Annotated in this window: 20 protein-coding genes; 10 read left to right on the plus strand and 10 right to left on the minus strand. The window is 68.3% G+C overall.

All coding sequences use genetic code 11. From position 1 onward, the window contains the following. The first annotated feature begins 157 nt into the window (after positions 1–157). Positions 158–1,576 (plus strand): sensor histidine kinase, encoded by a 1,419-nt coding sequence (locus tag I6H87_RS21690; protein ID WP_011616688.1) that lies wholly within the window; start codon positions 158–160, stop codon positions 1,574–1,576. Positions 1,577–1,629: 53 nt separating this feature from the next. Here the strand turns inward: I6H87_RS21690 and I6H87_RS21695 are convergent, their stop codons facing one another. Continuing rightward, positions 1,630–2,127, minus strand: coding sequence for an acyl-CoA thioesterase (locus tag I6H87_RS21695; protein ID WP_010810373.1), 498 nt, complete (start codon positions 2,125–2,127; stop codon positions 1,630–1,632). Positions 2,128–2,455: 328 nt separating this feature from the next. On the opposite strand from I6H87_RS21695, the gene I6H87_RS21700 reads away from it, so the two are divergent. The 4 genes from I6H87_RS21700 to I6H87_RS21715 all read left to right on the plus strand — a co-directional run bounded on the left by I6H87_RS21700 (position 2,456) and on the right by I6H87_RS21715 (position 6,554). Continuing rightward, complete coding sequence (locus I6H87_RS21700; RefSeq protein ID WP_011616689.1) at positions 2,456–3,232, plus strand: GntR family transcriptional regulator; 777 nt, start codon at positions 2,456–2,458, stop codon at positions 3,230–3,232. 76 nt (positions 3,233–3,308) lie between these two features. Continuing rightward, a complete protein-coding gene (locus I6H87_RS21705; protein ID WP_010810371.1) occupies positions 3,309–4,853 on the plus strand; it encodes an acetolactate synthase large subunit in 1,545 nt (514 codons plus the stop codon). A gap of 131 nt (positions 4,854–4,984) precedes the next feature. After that, positions 4,985–5,377, plus strand: a complete 393-nt coding sequence (locus I6H87_RS21710) for a Zn-ribbon domain-containing OB-fold protein (RefSeq protein ID WP_010810370.1) — start codon at positions 4,985–4,987, stop codon at positions 5,375–5,377. Between the two features lie 4 nt (positions 5,378–5,381). After that, positions 5,382–6,554 carry a thiolase family protein gene (locus I6H87_RS21715; protein WP_010810369.1) on the plus strand — a complete coding sequence of 391 codons (1,173 nt, stop codon included), beginning with the start codon at positions 5,382–5,384 and terminating at the stop codon, positions 6,552–6,554. 64 nt (positions 6,555–6,618) lie between these two features. On the opposite strand, the gene I6H87_RS21720 is transcribed toward I6H87_RS21715, so the two are convergent. The 8 genes from I6H87_RS21720 to I6H87_RS21755 all read right to left on the minus strand — a co-directional run bounded on the left by I6H87_RS21720 (position 6,619) and on the right by I6H87_RS21755 (position 14,415). Next, positions 6,619–7,029, minus strand: a complete 411-nt coding sequence (locus I6H87_RS21720; RefSeq protein ID WP_011616690.1) for a hypothetical protein — start codon at positions 7,027–7,029, stop codon at positions 6,619–6,621. 295 nt (positions 7,030–7,324) lie between these two features. Next, positions 7,325–7,987 (minus strand): carboxypeptidase-like regulatory domain-containing protein, encoded by a 663-nt coding sequence (locus I6H87_RS21725; protein ID WP_010811624.1) that lies wholly within the window; start codon positions 7,985–7,987, stop codon positions 7,325–7,327. Positions 7,988–7,998: 11 nt separating this feature from the next. Continuing rightward, the gene (surE, locus tag I6H87_RS21730; protein WP_011616691.1) at positions 7,999–8,991 is read right to left on the minus strand and encodes a 5'/3'-nucleotidase SurE; all 993 of its coding nucleotides are present in this window, start codon (positions 8,989–8,991) and stop codon (positions 7,999–8,001) included. Positions 8,992–9,083: 92 nt separating this feature from the next. Beyond that, the gene (gene dmpG, locus I6H87_RS21735; protein ID WP_010811626.1) at positions 9,084–10,109 is read right to left on the minus strand and encodes a 4-hydroxy-2-oxovalerate aldolase; all 1,026 of its coding nucleotides are present in this window, start codon (positions 10,107–10,109) and stop codon (positions 9,084–9,086) included. Positions 10,110–10,119: 10 nt separating this feature from the next. After that, positions 10,120–11,028 carry an acetaldehyde dehydrogenase (acetylating) gene (locus I6H87_RS21740; protein ID WP_011616692.1) on the minus strand — a complete coding sequence of 303 codons (909 nt, stop codon included), beginning with the start codon at positions 11,026–11,028 and terminating at the stop codon, positions 10,120–10,122. A gap of 45 nt (positions 11,029–11,073) precedes the next feature. Continuing rightward, on the minus strand, positions 11,074–11,856 hold the full coding sequence (gene dmpE, locus I6H87_RS21745; RefSeq protein ID WP_011616693.1) for a 2-oxopent-4-enoate hydratase: 783 nt from the start codon (positions 11,854–11,856) through the stop codon (positions 11,074–11,076). A 69-nt stretch (positions 11,857–11,925) separates the two neighbouring features. Next, positions 11,926–13,488, minus strand: a complete 1,563-nt coding sequence (locus I6H87_RS21750) for a DUF1302 domain-containing protein (RefSeq protein ID WP_011616694.1) — start codon at positions 13,486–13,488, stop codon at positions 11,926–11,928. A 138-nt stretch (positions 13,489–13,626) separates the two neighbouring features. Continuing rightward, positions 13,627–14,415: an SDR family oxidoreductase gene (locus I6H87_RS21755; RefSeq protein ID WP_010811630.1), complete on the minus strand. Its 789-nt coding sequence runs from the start codon at positions 14,413–14,415 to the stop codon at positions 13,627–13,629. 126 nt (positions 14,416–14,541) lie between these two features. On the opposite strand from I6H87_RS21755, the gene I6H87_RS21760 reads away from it, so the two are divergent. From I6H87_RS21760 to I6H87_RS21780, 5 genes are all read left to right on the plus strand, one after another. Continuing rightward, on the plus strand, positions 14,542–15,414 hold the full coding sequence (locus tag I6H87_RS21760; protein WP_011616696.1) for an alpha/beta fold hydrolase: 873 nt from the start codon (positions 14,542–14,544) through the stop codon (positions 15,412–15,414). Positions 15,415–15,453: 39 nt separating this feature from the next. After that, positions 15,454–16,239, plus strand: coding sequence for an SDR family NAD(P)-dependent oxidoreductase (locus tag I6H87_RS21765; RefSeq protein WP_010811632.1), 786 nt, complete (start codon positions 15,454–15,456; stop codon positions 16,237–16,239). 23 nt (positions 16,240–16,262) lie between these two features. Next, positions 16,263–16,640: a nuclear transport factor 2 family protein gene (locus I6H87_RS21770; protein ID WP_010811633.1), complete on the plus strand. Its 378-nt coding sequence runs from the start codon at positions 16,263–16,265 to the stop codon at positions 16,638–16,640. Between the two features lie 13 nt (positions 16,641–16,653). Continuing rightward, positions 16,654–17,307: a TetR family transcriptional regulator gene (locus tag I6H87_RS21775; RefSeq protein WP_011616697.1), complete on the plus strand. Its 654-nt coding sequence runs from the start codon at positions 16,654–16,656 to the stop codon at positions 17,305–17,307. Positions 17,308–17,393: 86 nt separating this feature from the next. Further along, positions 17,394–17,630 carry a hypothetical protein gene (locus I6H87_RS21780; protein WP_010811635.1) on the plus strand — a complete coding sequence of 79 codons (237 nt, stop codon included), beginning with the start codon at positions 17,394–17,396 and terminating at the stop codon, positions 17,628–17,630. A 73-nt stretch (positions 17,631–17,703) separates the two neighbouring features. Here the strand turns inward: I6H87_RS21780 and I6H87_RS21785 are convergent, their stop codons facing one another. Then, positions 17,704–18,879 (minus strand): M20 aminoacylase family protein, encoded by a 1,176-nt coding sequence (locus tag I6H87_RS21785; RefSeq protein ID WP_010811636.1) that lies wholly within the window; start codon positions 18,877–18,879, stop codon positions 17,704–17,706. Between the last annotated feature and the right edge of the window lie 32 nt (positions 18,880–18,911).

Consider the following 18,911-nt stretch of genomic DNA (forward strand, 5'->3'; position numbering starts at 1 on the left):
GGCACCCCCGGAACGAGGGGTATGCCGGCGCGTATCGCACAGCATTAAGCGCGGATTAGCTCTGAATGCAACCGAATGATGCACGCGCCACCCGCGCAGGGCATAACATGTCGCGTCGCCGACCCTGCCATCCGCCCGGCTTGCCTTCGCGCTCCGCATGTACGCAGCCTTGCCCGCCTTCGTCTCGTCGATCTTCCTCGGTTACGGCCTCTATGTGCTGGTGACCAAGGGCGTGACGCGCGTCTCCACTTCGTTCTTCCTGCTGTGCGTGACCACCTTCGCCTGGCAGGGCACGTGGGTGTTCCTGTTCCAGGCCTCGCATCCCGATGTGTCGCTGATGCTGGCCCGGCTCGGCTACCTCTTCATCCTGTTCCTGCCGACCACCTTCTACCACTTCATCGCCGAAGTCACCGAGTGCCGCCGCGAGCGGCCGTTGCTGCTGGCCTCGTACGGCCTGAGCCTGGTGCTGGCGGTGCTGCTGCTGACCACCGACCAGGTGGTCTCCGGCTACTACAGCTATTTCTTTGGCGACTATCCCAGGGCCGGCCCGCTGCATCCGCTGCACCTGGTGCAGACGGTGCTGGTGGCGCTGCGCAGCGCCTGGCTGCTGGTGGCGGCGCGGCGCAATGCAACCGCCGAACGCCGCAAGCGCTACAAGCTGTGCCTGGTGGCGGTGGCGCTCTATTCGCTGGCGGCGGTGGACTACGCCGTCAACTATGGCGCGGCCTTCTATCCGCCGGGCGTGGTGTTCGTGGCGGCAAGCCTGGGCATCCTGGCGGTCAGCGTGGTGCGCTACGACCTGATGCATCCGTATTCGCTGGCCGCCACCGTGGCGCACGAGGTGCGCACGCCGCTGGCGACCATCCGCATGCAGGCGCAGGAGCTGGCGCGCACCTGGCCGCAGGTGCTGCATGGCTACCGGCTGGCGGTCCAGCAGGGGCTGTGCGAGGACCGCATGCGGCCCGGGCAGCTTGAGCGCGTGTCGAGCCTGGTCGGCGCCATCACGCGGGAAGTCGATGGCACCAGCACCGTGATCGACATGGCGCTGGCCTCGGTCACGCTGGAGCGGCTGGACCGCAGCAGCTTTGCCCCGCACGGCATTGCCGACTGCGTGCATGCGGCGCTGGAGCGCTACCCGTTCCAGGGCGAGGAGCGCGGCTGCGTGCAGGTGCGCGGCATCGACCAGGGCTGGCGCTTTGTCGGCTCCGACACGCTGCTGGTCTACGTGCTGTTCAATCTGCTGAAGAACGCGCTGCATGCGATCCGCGCGGCCGGCGGCGGCCGCATCGACATCACCGGCGCGACCGAGGGCCAGTACCACGTGATCCGCTTTCGCGACACCGGCCCGGGCATTGCGGCCGACGTCATGCCGCGCATCTTCGATCCGTTCTTCTCCACCAAGGCGCATGGCACCGGTGCCGGCCTCGGCCTGGCCTTCTGCCGGCGCGTGATCGAGACCTTCGGCGGGCGCATTGAGTGCGAGTCGGTGCCGGCCGTGCATACCACCTTTACCCTCAGCCTGCCGCGCTTCACCGCCATGGCCGACAGCCGGCTGCGCACCAGCACCGCCGGCTGAGCCACGGCCGGCGGTGCCGGATTCAGACCCGCGCGGGGTCAGCCGCGCCTGGCTCAGCTGGCCAGTGCCGGCAGCGCCAGTTCATATTCCCTGACCCGTTCGATGATGCCCGCCGGAAAGCGCGTGATGCGCTTTTGCCGGTCGGCGAAGACGATCTGCTGGTAGCCCAGCGACACCGGCTTGCCCCCCACGCAGAAGCGGAACAGCAGGTAGGCCGAGCACTGCCGGACCTGGAAGGTGTTCAGGTAGCAATCCACGCGCTGGAACGGGAACGTCTCCTCGACATACTCCTGGTGCGCGCGCTTGGTCACGAAGACGCCGCCCGCGGCCAGCAGGTTGTCGTGGATGCATTCATGGAACCAGCGCTCCCGGCAAATACCCTGCCACTCGAAATAGCGGGCGAAGTAGGTGTTCATAAAGGCATTGGAATCCTTGAGGTAGATGTCGATCGCATGGTGGAAGGTCTTGTGCGAAGCGGTCTCGAACGCGTCGGGCGCCAGTTGGGCCGCGCCGCGATTCAGGATTTGGGGGATCACGTCTCGCATCAACATAAGTTGACTCCTTGAGATGGCTGCAAGCGGCAGCCACGCCTGCCCCCGGGAAGGTTGGGGCATGGTGGCATTCTGTCCGCTTGGGCAGTGTCAAGGTGTGCGCTGAAGTGGGGGGTGCGGCACGTTCCGGCGCGTGACGCACGGGCGACAAAAGTCCCGGAATGCACGCCCGGGCCTGGCAATACCGGAGCGGCATGGATCGGCGTTAACCCGAGTAGTCTAGGTTTATAGACTTTTATATAGTCGTCCGGCCAGGCTGCCTCCGGGCGGCCCACGCCTCGCCCCTTTTCCCCGACGTTCACCGGCGTTTCCCAACCTCCCTTGCCGCATGGCAGACACCACGTCCAGCGAACTCCTCGCGCGCAGCCGCCAGCCGGTCTACCTGCAGCTGGCCACCATCTTCCGCCGCCAGATCGAAAGCGGCGCCTGGCGCGAGGGTGAGCGCATCCCGTCGCTGGAAGAGCTGTGCCGCCAGTACGGCGTGGCGCGCATGACCATGCACCATGCCTTGTCGATGCTCGATGAAGAAGGGCTGGTGGCGCGCTCGCGCGGGCGCGGCACCTTCGTCAAGGCGCCGTGCCAGTCGCGGCGGCAGGTGTCGCTGTCGACCAGCTGGGACGAGGCGGTGGCGGTGGGCGCTCAGCTGGACACCGAAGCGATGGTCGAATCCGCCGGCAACGTGCCGCTGCCCGCCGATCTCGGCATTCCGTGCCCCGGTGAGCGCGCCGCCGAATACCACTTCCTGCGCCGGTTGCACCGGCTGGAAGGACGGCCGTTCGCGGTGGGCGAGGTCTATATCGAGGCCGGCGTCTTTGCGCGCGAGCCCGAGGCCTTCCGCCAGGGCGCCTCGGTGCCGGTGCTGGACCGCTTCCCCGGACTGTCGGTCAGCACCGCGCGCCAGCGCCTGTCGATCGTCGCGGCCGGGGCCGAATCCGCCGCCGCGCTGGCGCTTGCCGTGGGCGCGCCGGTGGCTGAGCTGCGCCGTTTTGCCTGTGTCCCGGGCGAGCGCGGCGAGCTGATCGTCTACTACGCACGCATCGAATTCCCGACCGACTTTGTCTGCCTGGATTTCGACCTGCTGGCGGCGCGGCCGTGCCCGGCCTGACGCCTCCCGTGCAACCAATGCCAACCTGCTGACCCAGAACCTGAGCGGAACCCGAGACATGGAAACTACCCAACCGATGAACGGCGCCGAGAGCCTGGTCAAGACCCTGCTCGCCAACGGCGTGGACACCTGCTTTGCCAACCCGGGCACCAGCGAGATGCACTTCGTCGCGGCGCTGGACCGCATCCCGGGCATGCGCTGCGTGCTGGGCCTGTTCGAAGGCGTGGTCACCGGCGCGGCCGATGGCTATGCGCGCATGGCCGGCAAGCCCGCCGCCACGCTGCTGCATTGCGGCCCGGGGCTGGCCAACGGCCTGGCCAACCTGCACAACGCGCGCCGCGCGCAGACGCCGGTGGTCAACATCATCGGCGACCAGGCCACCTACCACCGGCCGCTGGACGCACCGCTGACCGCGGATACCGAAGGCTGGGCCCGTCCGGTCTCGGTGTGGACGCGCACGGCCACGCAGGCTGCGTCCGTCGGCGCCGATGCCTCGTCCGCGGTGCAGGCCGCATGCGCCGCGCCGGGCGGGGTCGCCAGCCTGATCCTGCCTTCCGATGTGTGCTGGGATGCGGGCGGCGTGGTGGCCGCGCCGCTGCCGCCGCTGGCGGTGCCCAAGGTCTCGCCCGACGCCGTGCAGCAGGCCGCGCGCGTGCTGCGCTCGGGCCAGCCCACGCTGGTGGTGCTGGGGGGCAGCGCGCTGCGCGAGGCGCCGCTGGCCGATGCGCACCGCATTGCCGCGGCCACCGGCGCCCGCCTGATCTCGCCCATGTCCAATGCGCGCGTGTCGCGCGGCAGCGGCCGCCTGGCGGTGGACCGCGTGCCATATTCGGGCGACGTCGCGCGCGACAAGCTGGCCGGCATCCGCAACGTGATCCTGGTCGGCGCACCGGCGCCGGTGACGTTCTTTGCCTACCCGGGCAAGTCGCCGCGCCCGTATCCGGAAGATGCCGTGATCCACGTGCTGGCACGCCCGGAGGAAGACCTTGCCGAAGCGCTGGCCCGCCTGGCCGACGAGGTGGGTGCACGCAATGCACCGCTGCCGGCTGCCGTAGCGCCCGCATCCGTTGAGCCCGCCCGCGGCGCGGTCACGTCCGAGGCGGTGGCACGTACGCTGACCGCCTTGCTGCCCGAACAGGCGATCGTGGTGGAAGAGAGCATCAGCTTCGGCCGCGCCTTCTATCCGGGCACGGTCCATGCGGCCCCGCACGACTGGCTGCAACTGACCGGCGGCGCCATCGGCGAAGGCCTGCCGCTGGCCGTGGGCGCGGCGGTGGCGGCGCCGGACCGGCGCGTGGTGGCACTGCAGGCCGATGGCTCGGCCATGTACACGCTGCAGTCGCTGTGGACCATGGCGCGCGAGCAGCTCGACGTCACCGTGGTGCTGCTGGCCAATCGCAAGTACGCCATCCTGCTGGGCGAGCTCGCGGGCGTAGGCGCCAACCCGGGCAAGACCGCGCTGGACATGCTGGATATCGGCAATCCCGACCTGGACTGGGTCAAGCTGGCCAACGGCATGGGCGTGGAGGGCGCGCAGGCCAGGGACATGGAAAGTTTTGCCGACCTGTTCCGCATGGCCAATGCGCGCAGGGGGCCGTTTGTGATCGAACTGGTGATCTGAGCGCAGCGCTTTCCGGATTCAAAAATCCAGCCTTCGGCAGATGTGAATTGTTGCAATGCACAGACTGCGGCAAGCTGATTGCTGTGCCATGGCAGGTCCATGGCGGCACCATCAAAAGTGAAGGAGACTCCATGCCCCAACAACAAGCGGCGGTGGGTCCGGACAAGGCTTACGCGGACCAGCTCGCCGCTGGCCAGTTCCGCATCCAGCATTGCCAGGACTGCAAGCGCCACGTGTTTTTCCCGCGCAATATCTGCCCGCACTGCGGCGGCGACACGCTCGCCTGGGTCGAGCCCAAGGGGACCGGCACGGTCTACTCCACCAGCGTGATCCGCCGCAAGCCGGATGCCGGCGGCGACTACAACGTGGTGCTGGTCGACCTGGATGAGGGCGTGCGCATGATGAGCCGCGTGGAAGGCATTGCGCCCGCCAGCGTGCGCATCGGCATGCGTGTGCAGGCACGCGTGGCGCAGGGCAAGGAAGGCGAGGCCGCTCTCGTCGTGTTCGATCCGGTGGAGGGCTGAGGCCATGAGTTTGTCGAATTTGCGTGGCAGCGTCGCCATCGTCGGGGTCGGCCAGGCGGGCCTGGGCGAGGCCCACGGCAAGACTGAAATGGAAATCCTGGTGGAGGCCGCCAAGGCCGCCGTCAGGGATGCGGGGCTGTCGATGCGCGACATCGACGGCATCGCCACCGCCAGCGTCGGCGCCAGCATGTGGGTGATGCCGGTGGCCGAGTACCTTGGCATCAAGCCCAAGTTTGTCGACAGCACCATGATCGGAGGCTCCAGCTTTGTCTCGCACATGCTGCCGGCGATGATGGCGCTGGAATCGGGGCAGTGCGATGCGGTGCTGGTCTGCTACGGCAGCAACCAGCGCACCTCCACGGTTGGCCGCGCCGGCATCTCCAAGGTGCGCGCGGTGCTGGACCCGCAGCCGTATGAGCACCCGTACAGCCCGCTGCAGCCGATCACGTCATATGCTCTCGCCGCGGCGCGCCATATGCACCAGTACGGCACCACGCGCGAGCACCTGGCCGAGGTCGCCGTGGCCGCGCGCAAGTGGGCGCAGCTGAATCCGGAAGCGATGATGCGAGACCCGCTCAGCATCGATGATGTGCTCAATGCGCGCATGGTGTCGGACCCGCTGTCCGTGCGTGACTGCTGCCTGGTCACCGATGGCGCCGGCGCCTATGTGATGGTGCGCGCGGACCGCGCCAGGGACCTGGCCAAGCCGCCGGTCTATGTGCTGGGCAATGCCACTGCCACGTGGCACCGGCAGATCTCGTGCATGCCGGACCTGACCGTCACGGCTGCCAAGGAATCCGGCGAGCGCGCCTTTGCCATGGCGGGGCTCAAGCCGTCGGATGTCGATGTGGCCGAGCTCTATGATGCTTTCACCATCAACACGCTGCTGTTCCTGGAAGACCTGGGTTTCTGCGCCAAGGGTGAGGGCGGCCAGTTTGTCAGCGGTGGCGGCATTGCGCCGGGCGGGCGGCTGCCGGTGAATACCAATGGCGGTGGCTTGTCATGCGTGCATCCTGGGATGTATGGGATGTTCATCACCATTGAGGCGGTGCGGCAGTTGCGTGGGGAATGTGGGGAGCGGCAGGTACGGGATGCCGAGGTTGCCGTGGTGCATGGGAATGGGGGGACGTTGTCGAGTCAGGCTACGGCGATTCTGGGGACTGGGGCGACGGTTTAAGGCGGGAGCGGGGGGGCTATTGGCTTGGCGCCATGCGGGCCTGTCGCCCCCACCCCAACGCAGTTCAATCCCCCAACTCAGGCCACCCCTGCCCGCCGCCGGACCCGGGCAATTGTTGCACCATGTATTCATGCAACCGCGACAGTTCCAGCGCAATGCCATCCGGAAACCCCTGCCGCCCACCCCGCTTGTCTATCAGCAGCTCAACCAGGAAAGCACGCAGAGCCGCCGGGTTGGTAGAAAGCGCAGCCAGGTGGTTGCCGATGCGCGCATAGCGGCGGCACAGCTCAACGGGGCGCGCCTCGGCCGGCAGCGATGCCAGCCACCGCATGGCGACGTCTGACAGCAACGTATCTTTCGGCGACGGCGGGCGCCGCACGCCGCTCCAGTCAGGCTCGGTTTGCACTGGCGGCGCGCCGTCCAGTACCTTCTTTGCTTCCTCAACGGTGACGAATTCAAAAGAGAGGGGTTCCATACCGGCTCCGGGATCAGGCCAACGCGCACTGCGCATTAACGCGCATTCTAGCGATTACGGCGCTTCGCGGGCTAGTTTGATAGCCATGTCTTCAATGAACCGAATGCCTCAGCCTTCGTGCGCTTGCTTCACCACCTGGGCTACACCGGGCGCGCCACATTTTCGCCGGGTTTTAAGAAAGATTCAGGGGTGATATAAGAAAACAGAAACGCCGCCCCCCTTGCCAGGGGGCGGCGTTTGCGGCTAACACACCGGCCGCTTCAGGCCACCTGTTCGCGCCGCAGCGGCAACCGCCTCACCCGCAGGTTCCGTCGGCCACGCACACGCCGCGCACCACCATCTCGCCCATGAAGTCCATGGAAGCCTGGTCGGCAATCGCGTCGCGCAGCGCATCCAGCGCGGCGTCATGGGGATCGCTGGCATTGCCTGCCTCCAGCGGCGTGTCATGCCAGCGCCGGGGTAAGGCAGCGGGGTCGATATCGACGCCGGCACCTGCCGCCAGCGCAGCCAGCACCGCGGCCTCCGCTTCGGCCATGGCGTCGGCGGACAGGTCCCTGGCGCGCCCCTGCCCGAAACTGTCGAACGCCTGATCCGGCGGCCCGCTCAGCAGCTTCCACAAGGCCAGCTCGGTCAGCGGCGAGCAGTTCACGGTGCGCGCGCCCAGCACCAGGCCATGCAGCCGCAGGCGGTTCGGCTCGCCCTGCGCGAGCCCGCCCTCGCAGCGCACCATCAGCGCGCCGCCCGGCACTGCGGCCAGGCGGAATGCGCCCTTTGCATCGGTGGTTGTGTTGTGCACTTGTCCTTGCGCATCGCGCAACTGCACGGTGGCGCCTGCCAGCGCGGCGCCGACGGCAGCCGTGCCGCTCACTTCCGGCGCATGGTCATCCCCGCATGCTGCGACCGCCGCGACCCCGCATGCGAGCACGAGGTGGCGCCAGGATCTAAGGTCCTTGCCCATGGTTGCTCCGCCTAAGGTGCCAGGGTGGCCAGCTCGCGGCGCGAGCGGTTGAACAGGCCGCGCGCCAGCGGCGTCGGGCGGAAGTCGACGTCAAGCGCCGAGATCGTGATGAACTTGGCCAGGAAGGCCGGCGTCTCCGCGATCCGCGCCAGCGCTGCCGCTTCGGTCTCCGGCGCGCCCACGTCGATCGATACCGTGTTGTCGGCATTGCGCTTGTAGGCGGTGGTAAAGGAATCCACCGTGCCAGGCGTGGTCAGGCGCACGCCGGCAGGAGTCCCGCCGGCAGCGATCGGGTAGTTGATGCTCAGCGGGTGGGCCACCGGCAGCAATGGCTGGCCGGCTGCGCGCGTGGCTTCCAGGCTGGCAATCACGCGGGCCAGGAAGGCCCCGGCCCTGGGGAACGCGGCCACGGTGCTGCCGAAGCCGGTGCGTGCCTCGGCAAAGTCCACGCCAACGCTCAGCGCGATGCCGGGCACGCCGCGGCGCGCGGCGAACAGCACGTTCATCACCGTGCCCGAGTGCGGGATGGAGTCCGACAGGTTCTCGCCGAAATTGGCCCCGGAGACGACCAGGTCCGGCGTGAAGCTGCTTTCCGGCCCGACGATCTTCAGGCCCATGGCGGTGGCGTCCACCGGCGAGCCGCTGCCCAGGTATTCCGGGTTGGTGGCATTGAGCGCGCCGCCTGCGACGAAGGTGGCCTTGACCCGGTGCACGCAGTAGGTGTCGGCGCTGCCGGCGAGCGGATCCACTACCAGCCGGGTGCGCCCGTCGGGCACGGCATAGGCAGCGCCCGAGCCGCTCTGGTTGGTGGCCGGCCCGACCGTGATGACGCGGTGGCCGGCGTCCTGCAGGGCCTTGCGGACCGCGGTGATGCCAGGTGCGGCGCAGCCGTCGTCATTGGTCAGCAGGATATTGAGCGCGTGCGCGGGGCTGGCCGCGGCGGCGAGTGCCGCGGCCGCGATACCGAGGCTAGCGAGCCGCAGGCGGGTGGGAAGTCGAAGCATGGGAACCTGTCTCCATTCTCTGGTGCCTGATGAAAGCCATGCCCGGCCGCGCAGCGGCGCCGCCAGGCTTGATCGAAACCGGGGCGACAGCGTCACGGCACCAGCAGGCCCCGTTCGCGCGCCAGCGTGATCGCCGTATCCTCGATCATGTCCTCCTGCCCGCCCACCAGCCGCTGCCGGCCGAGCTCGACCAGGATCTCGCGCGCGGGGATGCGGTACTTGGCCTCGGCGCGCTTGGCGAACAGCAGGAAGGACGAGTACACGCCGGCATAGCCCAGCGTGAGCGCGTCGCGGTCGATGCGGATGGGGTGGTCCATGATCGGCACCACCAGGTCTTCGGCCACGTCGGCGATGCGGTAGACGTCGACGCCGGTCTCGATGCCCATGCGCTCGCACACGGCCACCAGCACTTCCATCGGCGTATTGCCGGCACCGGCGCCCAGTCCCGCCGCGGCGGCGTCGATGCGGCTGGCGCCGCAGGCGATCGCGGCGAGCGAATTGGCCACGCCCATGGCAAGGTTGTGGTGGCCGTGGAAGCCCAGCTCGGTCTCGGGGCGCAGCGCCTGCCGCACGGCGCCCAGCTTCTCGGTGACGTCGTGCGGCAGCATGTGCCCGGCCGAGTCGGTGATATACAGGCAGTTGGCACCATAGCTTTCCATCAGCAGCGCCTGCTGCACCAGCGTCTGCACCGGTGCCATGTGCGCCATCATCAGGAAGCCCACGGTATCCATGCCCAGCTTGCGCGCCATACCGATATGCTGCTCCGAGACATCGGCCTCGGTGCAGTGGGTGGCGACGCGGATGGTATGCACGCCAATCTCATGCGCCATGCGCAGGTGGTCGACGGTGCCGATGCCGGGCAGCAGCAGCGCGGAGACGCGCGCCTGCTTCAGTTCGCCCAGCACCGCGCGCAGGTATTCCTCGTCGCTGTGCGCGGGGAAGCCGTAGTTGACCGAGGCGCCGCCCAGGCCATCGCCGTGGGTGACCTCGATCAGCGGCACGCCGGCGGCGTCCAGCCCGCGGGCAATGTCTTTCATCTGTTCCAGCGAGATCTGGTGGCGCTTCGGGTGCATGCCGTCGCGCAGGGTCATGTCGTGCAGGGTGATGTGTTGGACCATGGCTGGCTCCTCAGGCGTTGGCGGATTCTTGCGCGCTGCCGGCGCGCATGGCGGCGGCAATGCACTCGGCGGTGCGGGCGGCCGAGGCGGTCATGATGTCCAGGTTGCCGGCATACTTGGGCAGGTAGTCGCCCAGGCCCTCGACCTCCAGGAAGATCGACACGCGCTTGCCGTCGAACACCGGGCCGTTCTTCAGCGTGTAGCCGGGCACGTACTTGCGCACTTCGGCAATCATGTCGTGCACCGAGGCGGTAATCGCGGCAACGTCGGGCGCATCGTCGGTCAGGCAGTGGATGGTGTCGCGCATGATCAGCGGCGGCTCGGCCGGGTTGATCACGATGATGGCCTTGCCCTGGCGCGCGCCGCCCACGGCTTCGATCGCGCCCGCCGTGGTGCGCGTGAACTCGTCGATATTGCGGCGCGTGCCGGGCCCGACCGAGCGCGACGACACCGTTGCCACGATCTCGCCATAGGCCACCGGCTGCACGCGCGAGACCGCATACACCATGGGGATGGTGGCCTGGCCGCCGCACGTGACCATGTTGACGTTCATCTCGTTGCTGCCGATATGCGCGTCCAGGTTGACCGGCGGCACGCAGAACGGCCCGATCGCCGCCGGCGTCAGGTCGATCACGCGCACGCCGCGCGCGGTCAGCCTGGCCGAGTGCTCGGCGTGGACGTAGGCCGAGGTGGCATCGAAGGCGATGCGGATATCGTCGGCCTCCAGGTGCGGCAGCAAGCCGTCGATGCCGTCGCTGGTGGTCTTCAGTCCCAGCTCGCGCGCGCGCGCCAGGCCTTCGGAGGACGGCTCCACGCCGACCATCCAGACCGGTTCCAGGATGTCGCTGCGGCGCAGCTTGTAAAGCAGGTCGGTGCCGATATTGCCGGGCCCGATCAGGGCACATCGGATCTTGTTCATGGGGTCTCGCTTGGCAAAGTCAGGAAGTCAGGAAAGTCGTGTAAGTCAGCGGAACACGGCGCTGCAGCCGCCGATGCCGGTGATATGCATGGACAGCCGGTCGCCCGCCTGCACCGGAATCAGCGCCGCCAGCGAACCCGACAGGATGGTCTCGCCGGCCAGCAGCGGAATGCCGAAGCTGCCCAGGGTGTTGGCCAGCCACGCCACCGCGTCGGCGGGATGCCCCAGCGCGGCGCTGCCAAGCCCGGTGGCGACGCACTTGCCGTTCTTCTCGAGCGTCATCGCGCATGCGCCCAGGTCCAGCGCGTGCGGGCTGACGCTTTCCTCGCCGAGCACATAGACGCCGCAAGAGGCGTTGTCGGCGACGGTATCCTCGATGCGGATGCGCCAGTCCCGGATGCGCGAGTCAACGATCTCGAAGCAGGCCGCCACCGTTTCGGTGGCGTCGAGCACATCGGCGCGCGTCACGCCCGGGCCGCGCAGGTCGCGCCGCAGGAAGAAGGCAATCTCGCCCTCGGCGCGCGGCTGGATCAGGGTTTCGGTGGGGATGGGCTGCCCGGCGGCGTACTGCATGCTCTGCAGCAGGATGCCGAAGTCCGGCTGGTGCACATCCAGCATCTGCTGCACGGCCGCGCTGGTCACGCCGATCTTCTTGCCGGTGACGCGGTCGCCGGCCGCCAGCCGGTGGGCGATAAAGCCTTGCTGGATGCGATAGGCAGCGTGGACGTCGAGCCCCAGTCCGCGGCCGCTGAGCGGCGGCACCGGCGAGCGCGTGACCAGCGCATGGTGGAGTTCATTGCTGAGCGTGGTGATCAGGTCGGCGTTCATGGCAGGGGAGGGTCGGGCCGCACTGCCGCGGCGGCAGCGCGCCGCGGCAGTTCGGGTCAGGACAAAAGGTCAGAACGAGTACTTGGCGTTGAAGGCCACGTAGTCGCGGTCAGCCAGCGGACGGTTGGCGATGTTGGCCCCGCCGATGAACGCGGCGTAGGTCAGGTTGAGCTCCAGGTTGTTCAGGTACTTGAAGGTCAGCCCCACGCTGGCGCGCTTGTCGCCATAGCCCAACAGTGTGCCGAAGGCGCCGGCCACCGCCGACTGGCCGCTGAACTGCTGAGCGTAGGTGAGTGGCACACTCATGTCCCAGCCATCGAACACATTGTTGTAGTTCAGCGACCAGCCCACCTGGAACGCCGCCGAGTTGCGGGTGTTCGACAGCTTGCTGAAGCCCATCACCGGGTCCACGTCGAGCACGTGCAGGTAGGCCACTTCGCCCAGCAGCGTCTGCGAGTCGGCCAGGAAGGTCGGGCCCACCGAGTAGATCGCGGAGAGCTGGCCCTGCAGCGCCTTGCCGCGCGTCGCGGTGGGCGAGCCGGCCACGTCCACCAGCATCGGCACGCCGTCCTTGTAGCTGACTTCACCGGCGACGTTGGCGCCCAGCATCTGCGTGGAGAAGCTGGCGCCGGTCAGGTTGATGCCGCCGTAGAACTTCTGCTGGTATTGCAGCGTGGGAAAGAGCGAGGTGACCACGCTCGGGTTCTTGTCGTGATAGCGCAGCTGGTACAGCCCGATCTCGGTGCTGTCAAATACGCGGAAGCGCGCGCCCACGCCCCATTGCCCCCAGTCCGAGGGGCGGATATCCGGGCCGCGCGGGATGTTGAAACCGGGCCCGATGATGAACTCCGCGCCCGGGCCGACCACGTCGGTGGAGCTGAAATAGCTGCCCGGTGCGAAGATCTGGTTCGGCTTGTAGGTGAACTGGTAATAGCCCATCACGCTGAATGCCGGCGTGACCTGCAGCTGCAGCGACGCCTGCGGCACCGGCAGCAGGATGTCCTTGACCTCGGCGCCCGGCACGAAGGCCTTGGTGGCATCGGCAGGCCCTTGCGCGCCGGCGATATTGGCGAAGAACAGGCTCTCGCCCCAGGCGACCACCTGGTTGCCCAGCTTGAAGCTCAGCTGCGTGCTGCCGATCGGCGCCGCGCCATAGACATAGGCATCGAGCAGTTGCGCGCGGTGCTCGTGATAGTCCTGCGCCGAGTTGGTGAACTGGTTGAACGGACCGCTGTGGTTGACCGTGAACGGCGCATTGTTCGAGTTGGTGCCGCTGTAGGCCCAGTCCTGGAACACGCTGCCGCGCACCAGCGCGCCGAAGACGTCGTGCTTGAGATGCGCTTCGCCCAGCAGCGAGACGCGGTTGGCGATCAGGTCGCCGCGCTTGAAGTTGCGGTTGCCATCGTCGCCGTTGATATTGGCGGGGCTCAGCAGTGTGTTGCTCTGGTGGCCGGTGCGCACCGCCGCGCCGTAGGAGGCGGTGACGCTGTAGTCGAGCGTGGTGTCGTGGCCAAGGTCGATGGTGTCGCCCGCCCTCGCTGGCGTTGCAAGCAGCGCGGCCAGTGCCGCCGCGGCAGCGATTGGCCGCAGCCGGTTGCGGCGTTTCAGTGGGCCGAGTTGTGGATGGTGCATGGTGGTCTCCCCCGTGGTGTCGGTGTTGGTTCGTTGCCTGGCACTTCGAATGGCGCTCGCCTGGTCGCAAGCGTAGAGAGGGGCAGCCATGCACAAATCGGCAGAACGGACTAGGCGGTTTCCCTACAGGCGGGCCGCTCAGCCGCGATTGACCGAAGCGGCGTCGAGAAAGGCCGGGCGCTCGCCGCCGCCATCGATCACGAGATTGGCGCCAGATACGTACGACGCCTGCGGCGATGCCAGGAACAGGCACGCGCCGGCGATGTCGTCCGGATGCGCGAGCCGGCCCAGCGGCACCGTCGCGGCCATGGTGCGCAACGCCTCGGGGTCACCGTAGTGCTGCTGCTGCGAGGTCTCGGTCAGCACCACGCCCGGGCTGACCGCGGCAACGCGCACCTTGGGCGCCCATTCCACCGCGAGCGTGCGCACCGCATTGAGGATGCCGGCCTTGGCGGCGCCATAGGCCGCCGTGCCGGGCGAAGGGCGCAGCGCGCTGACGCTGCCGACGAACAGCTGGGTGCCGCCGCCAGCCTGTTGCTGCATGCGTGCATTGGTGCGCTGCGCGAGCTGCAGCGGCGCCACCAGATTGAGCCGGATCACCGATTCCAGCAGCCGTGGCGAGGCCTGCGCAACCAGCGCGAACGGCGAGCCGCCGGCGTTGTGGATGACCACGTCGAGCGTCGGGCTGGCGTGCGCGATCTGCGCCAGCATGGCATCGACCTGTTCGATGTCGCGGATGTCCGCCGGGATGAAGCGGGCGCTGCGGCCATCCGCGGCCGGCAGTTCGCTGTCGTCGGCGGGCGCGGTGCGGCCGCATACGAAGACCTGCGCGCCGGCGCGCAGGAAGGCCTCGCTGATGGCGCGGCCGATGCCGCGCATGCCGCCCGTGACCAGCACGGTCTGGCCGGTGTAGTCGAATCCTGTCATGGGTCCCCCTTGATGCATGGAGCGCCCATCGTAGGAGAAGTGGCCGTCCGGATCGTAGTCCGAATGAACGATGCCCGCGCGGGCAGCGCTGCGCAATATGCTGGGCAAACCACGGGAGACGCCCTCATGTCCGCTACGTCACAGCACACGCCTTTGTCCCCACACCCGAACCTGCCGGTCGGGCGCTTCGTCATCACGTCAACGGGCCTGCGCCTGCACTGCCTGGACTCCGGCAGCGGCGAGCCGGTGGTCTTTATCCACGGCAGCGGGCCGGGCGCGAGCGGGCACAGCAACTTCCGCCACAACGCGCCGGCCTTCGCCGAGGCGGGCCTTCGCACCGTGGTGGTGGACCTGCCCGGGTATGGCCTGTCGTCCAAGCCGGACGATGTCGAGTACACCCTGGACTTCTTTGTCGCCGCGCTGCGTGAGCAGTTGCTGGCACTGGAGCTGCCGCGCTGCGTGCTGGTGGGCAATTCGCTTGGCGGCGCCATCGCGCTGAAGTACGCGCTGGATTTCCCGGAGCATGTCAGCCGCCTGGTGATGATGGCGCCCGGCGGCGTGGAAGAACGGGAAACTTATTTCCAGATGGAGGGCATCCAGCGCATGGTGTCGCTGTTTACCGGCGGCCACATGAACCCGGACACCATGCGGCAGCTGCTGCAACTGCTGGTGCACGACGCCAGCCTGGTCACCGACGCGCTGGTCGATGAGCGCATGGCGGTGTGCCGCGAGCAGCCGCGCGAGGTGCTGGCCACCATGAAGGTGCCCAACCTGACCGAGCGGCTGGGCGAGATCCGCTGCCCGGTGCTTGGCTTCTGGGGCACGGAAGACCAGTTCAATCCCGCCTCGGGCGCCACCAGATTCCTGGCCGGCTGCGCCGACGCGCGCTTCGTCATGATCAACCGCTGCGGCCACTGGGTGATGGTCGAGCACGCCGCATATTTCAACCGTGAATGTATCGGCTTCCTGGCGGATACCGCCCAGGGCGGGGCGGCATAATTGGCTCGCACGTCCACACAAGAAGACCCAGGAGACATCATGGAATACCCGTATAGCCTGTTCGACCTGCGCGGCAAGGTTGCCGCCATCACCGGTGCCGCGCGCGGCATCGGCGCGGAAACCGCCCGCGTGCTGGCGGCGGCCGGCGCGAAGGTCGCGGTACTAGACGTGCTGGAAGCCGACGGCAAGGCCACCGCGGAAGCGATATGCGCCGAAGGCGGCGAGGCCGAGTTCTGGAAGCTCGACGTCACCAGCGAAAGCGACGTGAAGCGCGTGTTCGCGGAGATCGCGGCGCGCTTCGGCGGCCTCGGCATCCTGGTGAACAACGCCGGCATCGAAGGGCCCAATGCGCCGACCCATGAGCTCGCGCTGGAGCAATGGCAGCAGGTCATGGCCGTGAACGTGACCGGCACCTTCCTGTGCACCAAGCACGCCATCGGTCACATGGAGCGCGCCGGCGGCGGCGCCATTGTCAACGTGTCGTCGATGTACGGCATCGCCGGCGGGCCGGACGTGCCGCCTTATCACGCATCCAAGGCCGCGGTGCGGATGATGGCCAAGACCGATGCCATGCTCTATGCCGGCAAGGGGATTCGCGCCAACTCGATCCATCCCGGCTATATCCGCACGCCGATGCTCGAACACGTGGCCCAGGCCTCGGGGCAGGGCGAGGCGCTGTTTGACTACCTGGGTGGACAGACCCCCGCGGGCAAGGTGGGCCAGCCCCGCGACATCGCCGCGGGCATCCTGTACCTCGTGTCCGACGCCGGGCGCTACGTCACCGGCGCCGAGCTGGTGATCGACGGCGGCTACACCGCACGCTAGAACCACCAGACAAGGAGAACCCCATGCCCGATAGCGCCGCGATGAAAGCCACGCTGCTCGCCTATGTCGATCGTTTCAATGCCGGTGACGCGCAGGGCGTTGCCGCGCTCTACGCCGACGATGCCACCGTCGAAGACCCGGTCGGCGCGCAGCCGATCGCCGGCAAGCCGGCCATCCTGGCCTTCTACCAGCACACCACCGCACTGGGCGCGCGCCTGGAGGTGGTGGCGCCGCCGCGCGGCTCGCACGGTGACGCCGCCGCGCTGACCTTTGCCGTGCATGCCCGCCTGGAAGGGCGGCCGGCCCGCATCGACGTGACCGACATCATGACGTTCGGCGCAGATGGCCGCATCCGCAGCATGCGCGCCCACTGGGGGCCGGACGACGTGCATTTCCTGTAGGCCCGCCGCGCCCATGGCCCGCCACACCCGCGAAGATGCCGCCGTCACGCGGACGCGCATCCTGGCCAGCGCGCTGCAACTGATCCGGCACCGCGGCCTGCATTGCGTCACCGTGGACGATGTGGCCCGCGCCATCGGCATGACGCGCGGGGCCGTCTACGGGCATTTCCGTTCCCGCGCCGAGTTGCTCGGCGCGCTGCTGTCGTGCGCCGAAGCCGACTTCGCCGCCCGCCTCGCGCCGCTGGCGCAAGGCCGCGCCGCCAACGGGCCAGGCACGCTGGAGCAGGCGCTGGCCGCCTTGCTCGATGGCGATGACCTGGCGCGCCATGTCAGCCTGCTGGCCGCCCTGCTGCAGCACAAGTGCGGCGACGACTGCGAGCTTTGCCCGCTGCGCGCCCGCGTGCTGGCGGGCGTCGAGACCCTGCGCGCAACCTTCGCCGGCCTGCTGCCGGCCCCAGGCATGGCCGGCCTGCTGGTGGCGCACCTGTGGGGCCTGCTGAGCGCGCACGCCATGCATCTCGCGCCGTCTGGCCTGTCCGGCTGTGCCGCAGCGCTGGCCCGGCTGTATCAAGGGCCCGACGTGCCGCCGCATCCGGCCCTGTCCACCATCCCTTCCTGTCGACCCGACGCCACTTTCGATCCGGCGCTGCTGCGGGATACCCCTTAGTCTGCTCGGACGAAGCGTTTCGGGCCGGCGCTGACTACGATGCTTTCAAAAGCATGGAAACCCAGTAAGGGTGCGGAGGAGACAGCATGAAGCGGCTCGGATTTCGTTGGGCGGCGGGCCTGGCCGGGGCCGGCGCCGCGATGGGCGCGGCCTGGGCGATTGCCGTGGGCGGCGACCTTGCCACCGCGCATGGCAGCCAGGACGAGATGCCCGCTGTCAGCGTGGCCTCCGCCGACGCGGCGCAAGACCACTGCAACGACGCCTGCGTGCGCAGCCGCGGCACCGCGGCGTTGGTGGTGCTAAGCCAGAGACCTCCGCATTGACCCGTCGATCGACCTGCCTATGCAGGTCGATCGACGGGCCAGTCCCTAATAGCCGAAACAGCGATCTGCAACCTCAGTCGATCAGGAAGCGCTGCGTCAGCAGCGCCCAATAGGCCGCGCCGATGGTGACGTTGTCGTCGTTGAAGTCGTAGCCGGGGTTGTGCACCATGCAGGCGCCTGCGCTGTCTCCATCGCCGTTGCCGATCAGCAGATAGCTGCCGGGGCAGCGCTCCAGCATGAAGGCGAAGTCCTCGCTGCCGGGCAGCGCCGGGCCTTGCGGCACGACCTTGTCCGGCCCAAGCAAGGCGAGCGCCGTCTGGCGCGCGAATTCCGTCTCTTCCGGAGTGTTGACGAGCACCGCATAGCCTTGCCGGTAATCGATCTCGGCGCGCACGCCGTAGCTTTCCGCCTGGGCCTGCACCAGCGCCTTGATGCGCCGCTCCAGGGTGGCACGCACGTCGCGGTCGAGCGCCCGCACGCTGATTTCCAGCGTGGCTTCCTGCGGGATCACGTTGTTGGCCTTGCCGGCATGCATGGCGCCGACCGTCACCACCGCCATCTGCAGCGGGTCGACGTTGCGCGAGACCACGGTCTGCAGGGCCAGCACGATGCCGGCGGCGGCCACCAGCGGATCGGCTGCCCGGTGCGGCAGCGCGCCGTGGCCGCCCACGCCTCTGACCGTGACGGTGGCGTAGTCCGACGAAGCCATGGTGGGACCGTCGCGCAGCACCAGCCGTCCCTGCGTGATGCCAGGCATATTGTGCATGGCGAAGACGGCGTCGCAGGGATACTTCTCGAACAGCCCGTCCTGGATCATGCGCACGGCGCCGCCCATGCCTTCCTCGGCCGGCTGGAAAATCAGGTTTAGCGTGCCGGAGAACTGCGCTTCCTGCGCCAGGTATTCCGCGGCGCAAAGCAGCATGGCGGTGTGCCCATCGTGCCCGCAGGCATGCATGACGCCGGCATGGCTGCTGGAGTAGGGCAGGCCGGTCGCCTCGCCGATCGGCAGGGCGTCCATGTCGGCGCGCAGGCCGAGCCGGCGCGTGCCGCTGCCGCGCCGCAGCCTGCCCACCACGCCGGTGCCGCCCAGCCCGCGCTCCACGTCGTAGCCCCATTGGGCGAGGCGCTCGGCCACGGCGTCGCTGGTGCGGTGCTCCTGGAAGCCAAGTTCCGGATGCTGGTGAATGTCGCGGCGCAGCGCAACGAACTTGTCCGCGCGGGAGCGCAGCGATTCCAGGATGGCGTGCATGGGATTTCTCTCCTCTCTATATGCGATGGCAT

The organism is Cupriavidus necator (genome assembly GCF_016127575.1).
Classification (GTDB): Bacteria; Pseudomonadota; Gammaproteobacteria; order Burkholderiales; family Burkholderiaceae; genus Cupriavidus; species Cupriavidus necator_D.

What these genes read in the sequence shown, in the direction of transcription:
- dmpE (WP_011616693.1), bottom strand. Translation starts at nt 11,856, where the DNA reads ATGAACGCCGACCTGATCACCACGCTCAGCAATGAACTCCACCATGCG.
- I6H87_RS21765 (WP_010811632.1), top strand. Translation starts at nt 15,454, where the DNA reads ATGGAATACCCGTATAGCCTGTTCGACCTGCGCGGCAAGGTTGCCGCC.
- I6H87_RS21710 (WP_010810370.1), top strand. Translation starts at nt 4,985, where the DNA reads ATGCCCCAACAACAAGCGGCGGTGGGTCCGGACAAGGCTTACGCGGAC.
- I6H87_RS21700 (WP_011616689.1), top strand. Translation starts at nt 2,456, where the DNA reads ATGGCAGACACCACGTCCAGCGAACTCCTCGCGCGCAGCCGCCAGCCG.
- I6H87_RS21750 (WP_011616694.1), bottom strand. Translation starts at nt 13,488, where the DNA reads ATGCACCATCCACAACTCGGCCCACTGAAACGCCGCAACCGGCTGCGG.
- I6H87_RS21715 (WP_010810369.1), top strand. Translation starts at nt 5,382, where the DNA reads ATGAGTTTGTCGAATTTGCGTGGCAGCGTCGCCATCGTCGGGGTCGGC.
- I6H87_RS21775 (WP_011616697.1), top strand. Translation starts at nt 16,654, where the DNA reads ATGGCCCGCCACACCCGCGAAGATGCCGCCGTCACGCGGACGCGCATC.
- I6H87_RS21695 (WP_010810373.1), bottom strand. Translation starts at nt 2,127, where the DNA reads ATGTTGATGCGAGACGTGATCCCCCAAATCCTGAATCGCGGCGCGGCC.
- I6H87_RS21780 (WP_010811635.1), top strand. Translation starts at nt 17,394, where the DNA reads ATGAAGCGGCTCGGATTTCGTTGGGCGGCGGGCCTGGCCGGGGCCGGC.
- I6H87_RS21720 (WP_011616690.1), bottom strand. Translation starts at nt 7,029, where the DNA reads ATGGAACCCCTCTCTTTTGAATTCGTCACCGTTGAGGAAGCAAAGAAG.
- I6H87_RS21690 (WP_011616688.1), top strand. Translation starts at nt 158, where the DNA reads ATGTACGCAGCCTTGCCCGCCTTCGTCTCGTCGATCTTCCTCGGTTAC.
- I6H87_RS21725 (WP_010811624.1), bottom strand. Translation starts at nt 7,987, where the DNA reads ATGGGCAAGGACCTTAGATCCTGGCGCCACCTCGTGCTCGCATGCGGG.
- I6H87_RS21760 (WP_011616696.1), top strand. Translation starts at nt 14,542, where the DNA reads ATGTCCGCTACGTCACAGCACACGCCTTTGTCCCCACACCCGAACCTG.
- I6H87_RS21770 (WP_010811633.1), top strand. Translation starts at nt 16,263, where the DNA reads ATGCCCGATAGCGCCGCGATGAAAGCCACGCTGCTCGCCTATGTCGAT.
- dmpG (WP_010811626.1), bottom strand. Translation starts at nt 10,109, where the DNA reads ATGGTCCAACACATCACCCTGCACGACATGACCCTGCGCGACGGCATG.
- I6H87_RS21755 (WP_010811630.1), bottom strand. Translation starts at nt 14,415, where the DNA reads ATGACAGGATTCGACTACACCGGCCAGACCGTGCTGGTCACGGGCGGC.
- I6H87_RS21785 (WP_010811636.1), bottom strand. Translation starts at nt 18,879, where the DNA reads ATGCACGCCATCCTGGAATCGCTGCGCTCCCGCGCGGACAAGTTCGTT.
- I6H87_RS21705 (WP_010810371.1), top strand. Translation starts at nt 3,309, where the DNA reads ATGAACGGCGCCGAGAGCCTGGTCAAGACCCTGCTCGCCAACGGCGTG.
- I6H87_RS21740 (WP_011616692.1), bottom strand. Translation starts at nt 11,028, where the DNA reads ATGAACAAGATCCGATGTGCCCTGATCGGGCCCGGCAATATCGGCACC.
- surE (WP_011616691.1), bottom strand. Translation starts at nt 8,991, where the DNA reads ATGCTTCGACTTCCCACCCGCCTGCGGCTCGCTAGCCTCGGTATCGCG.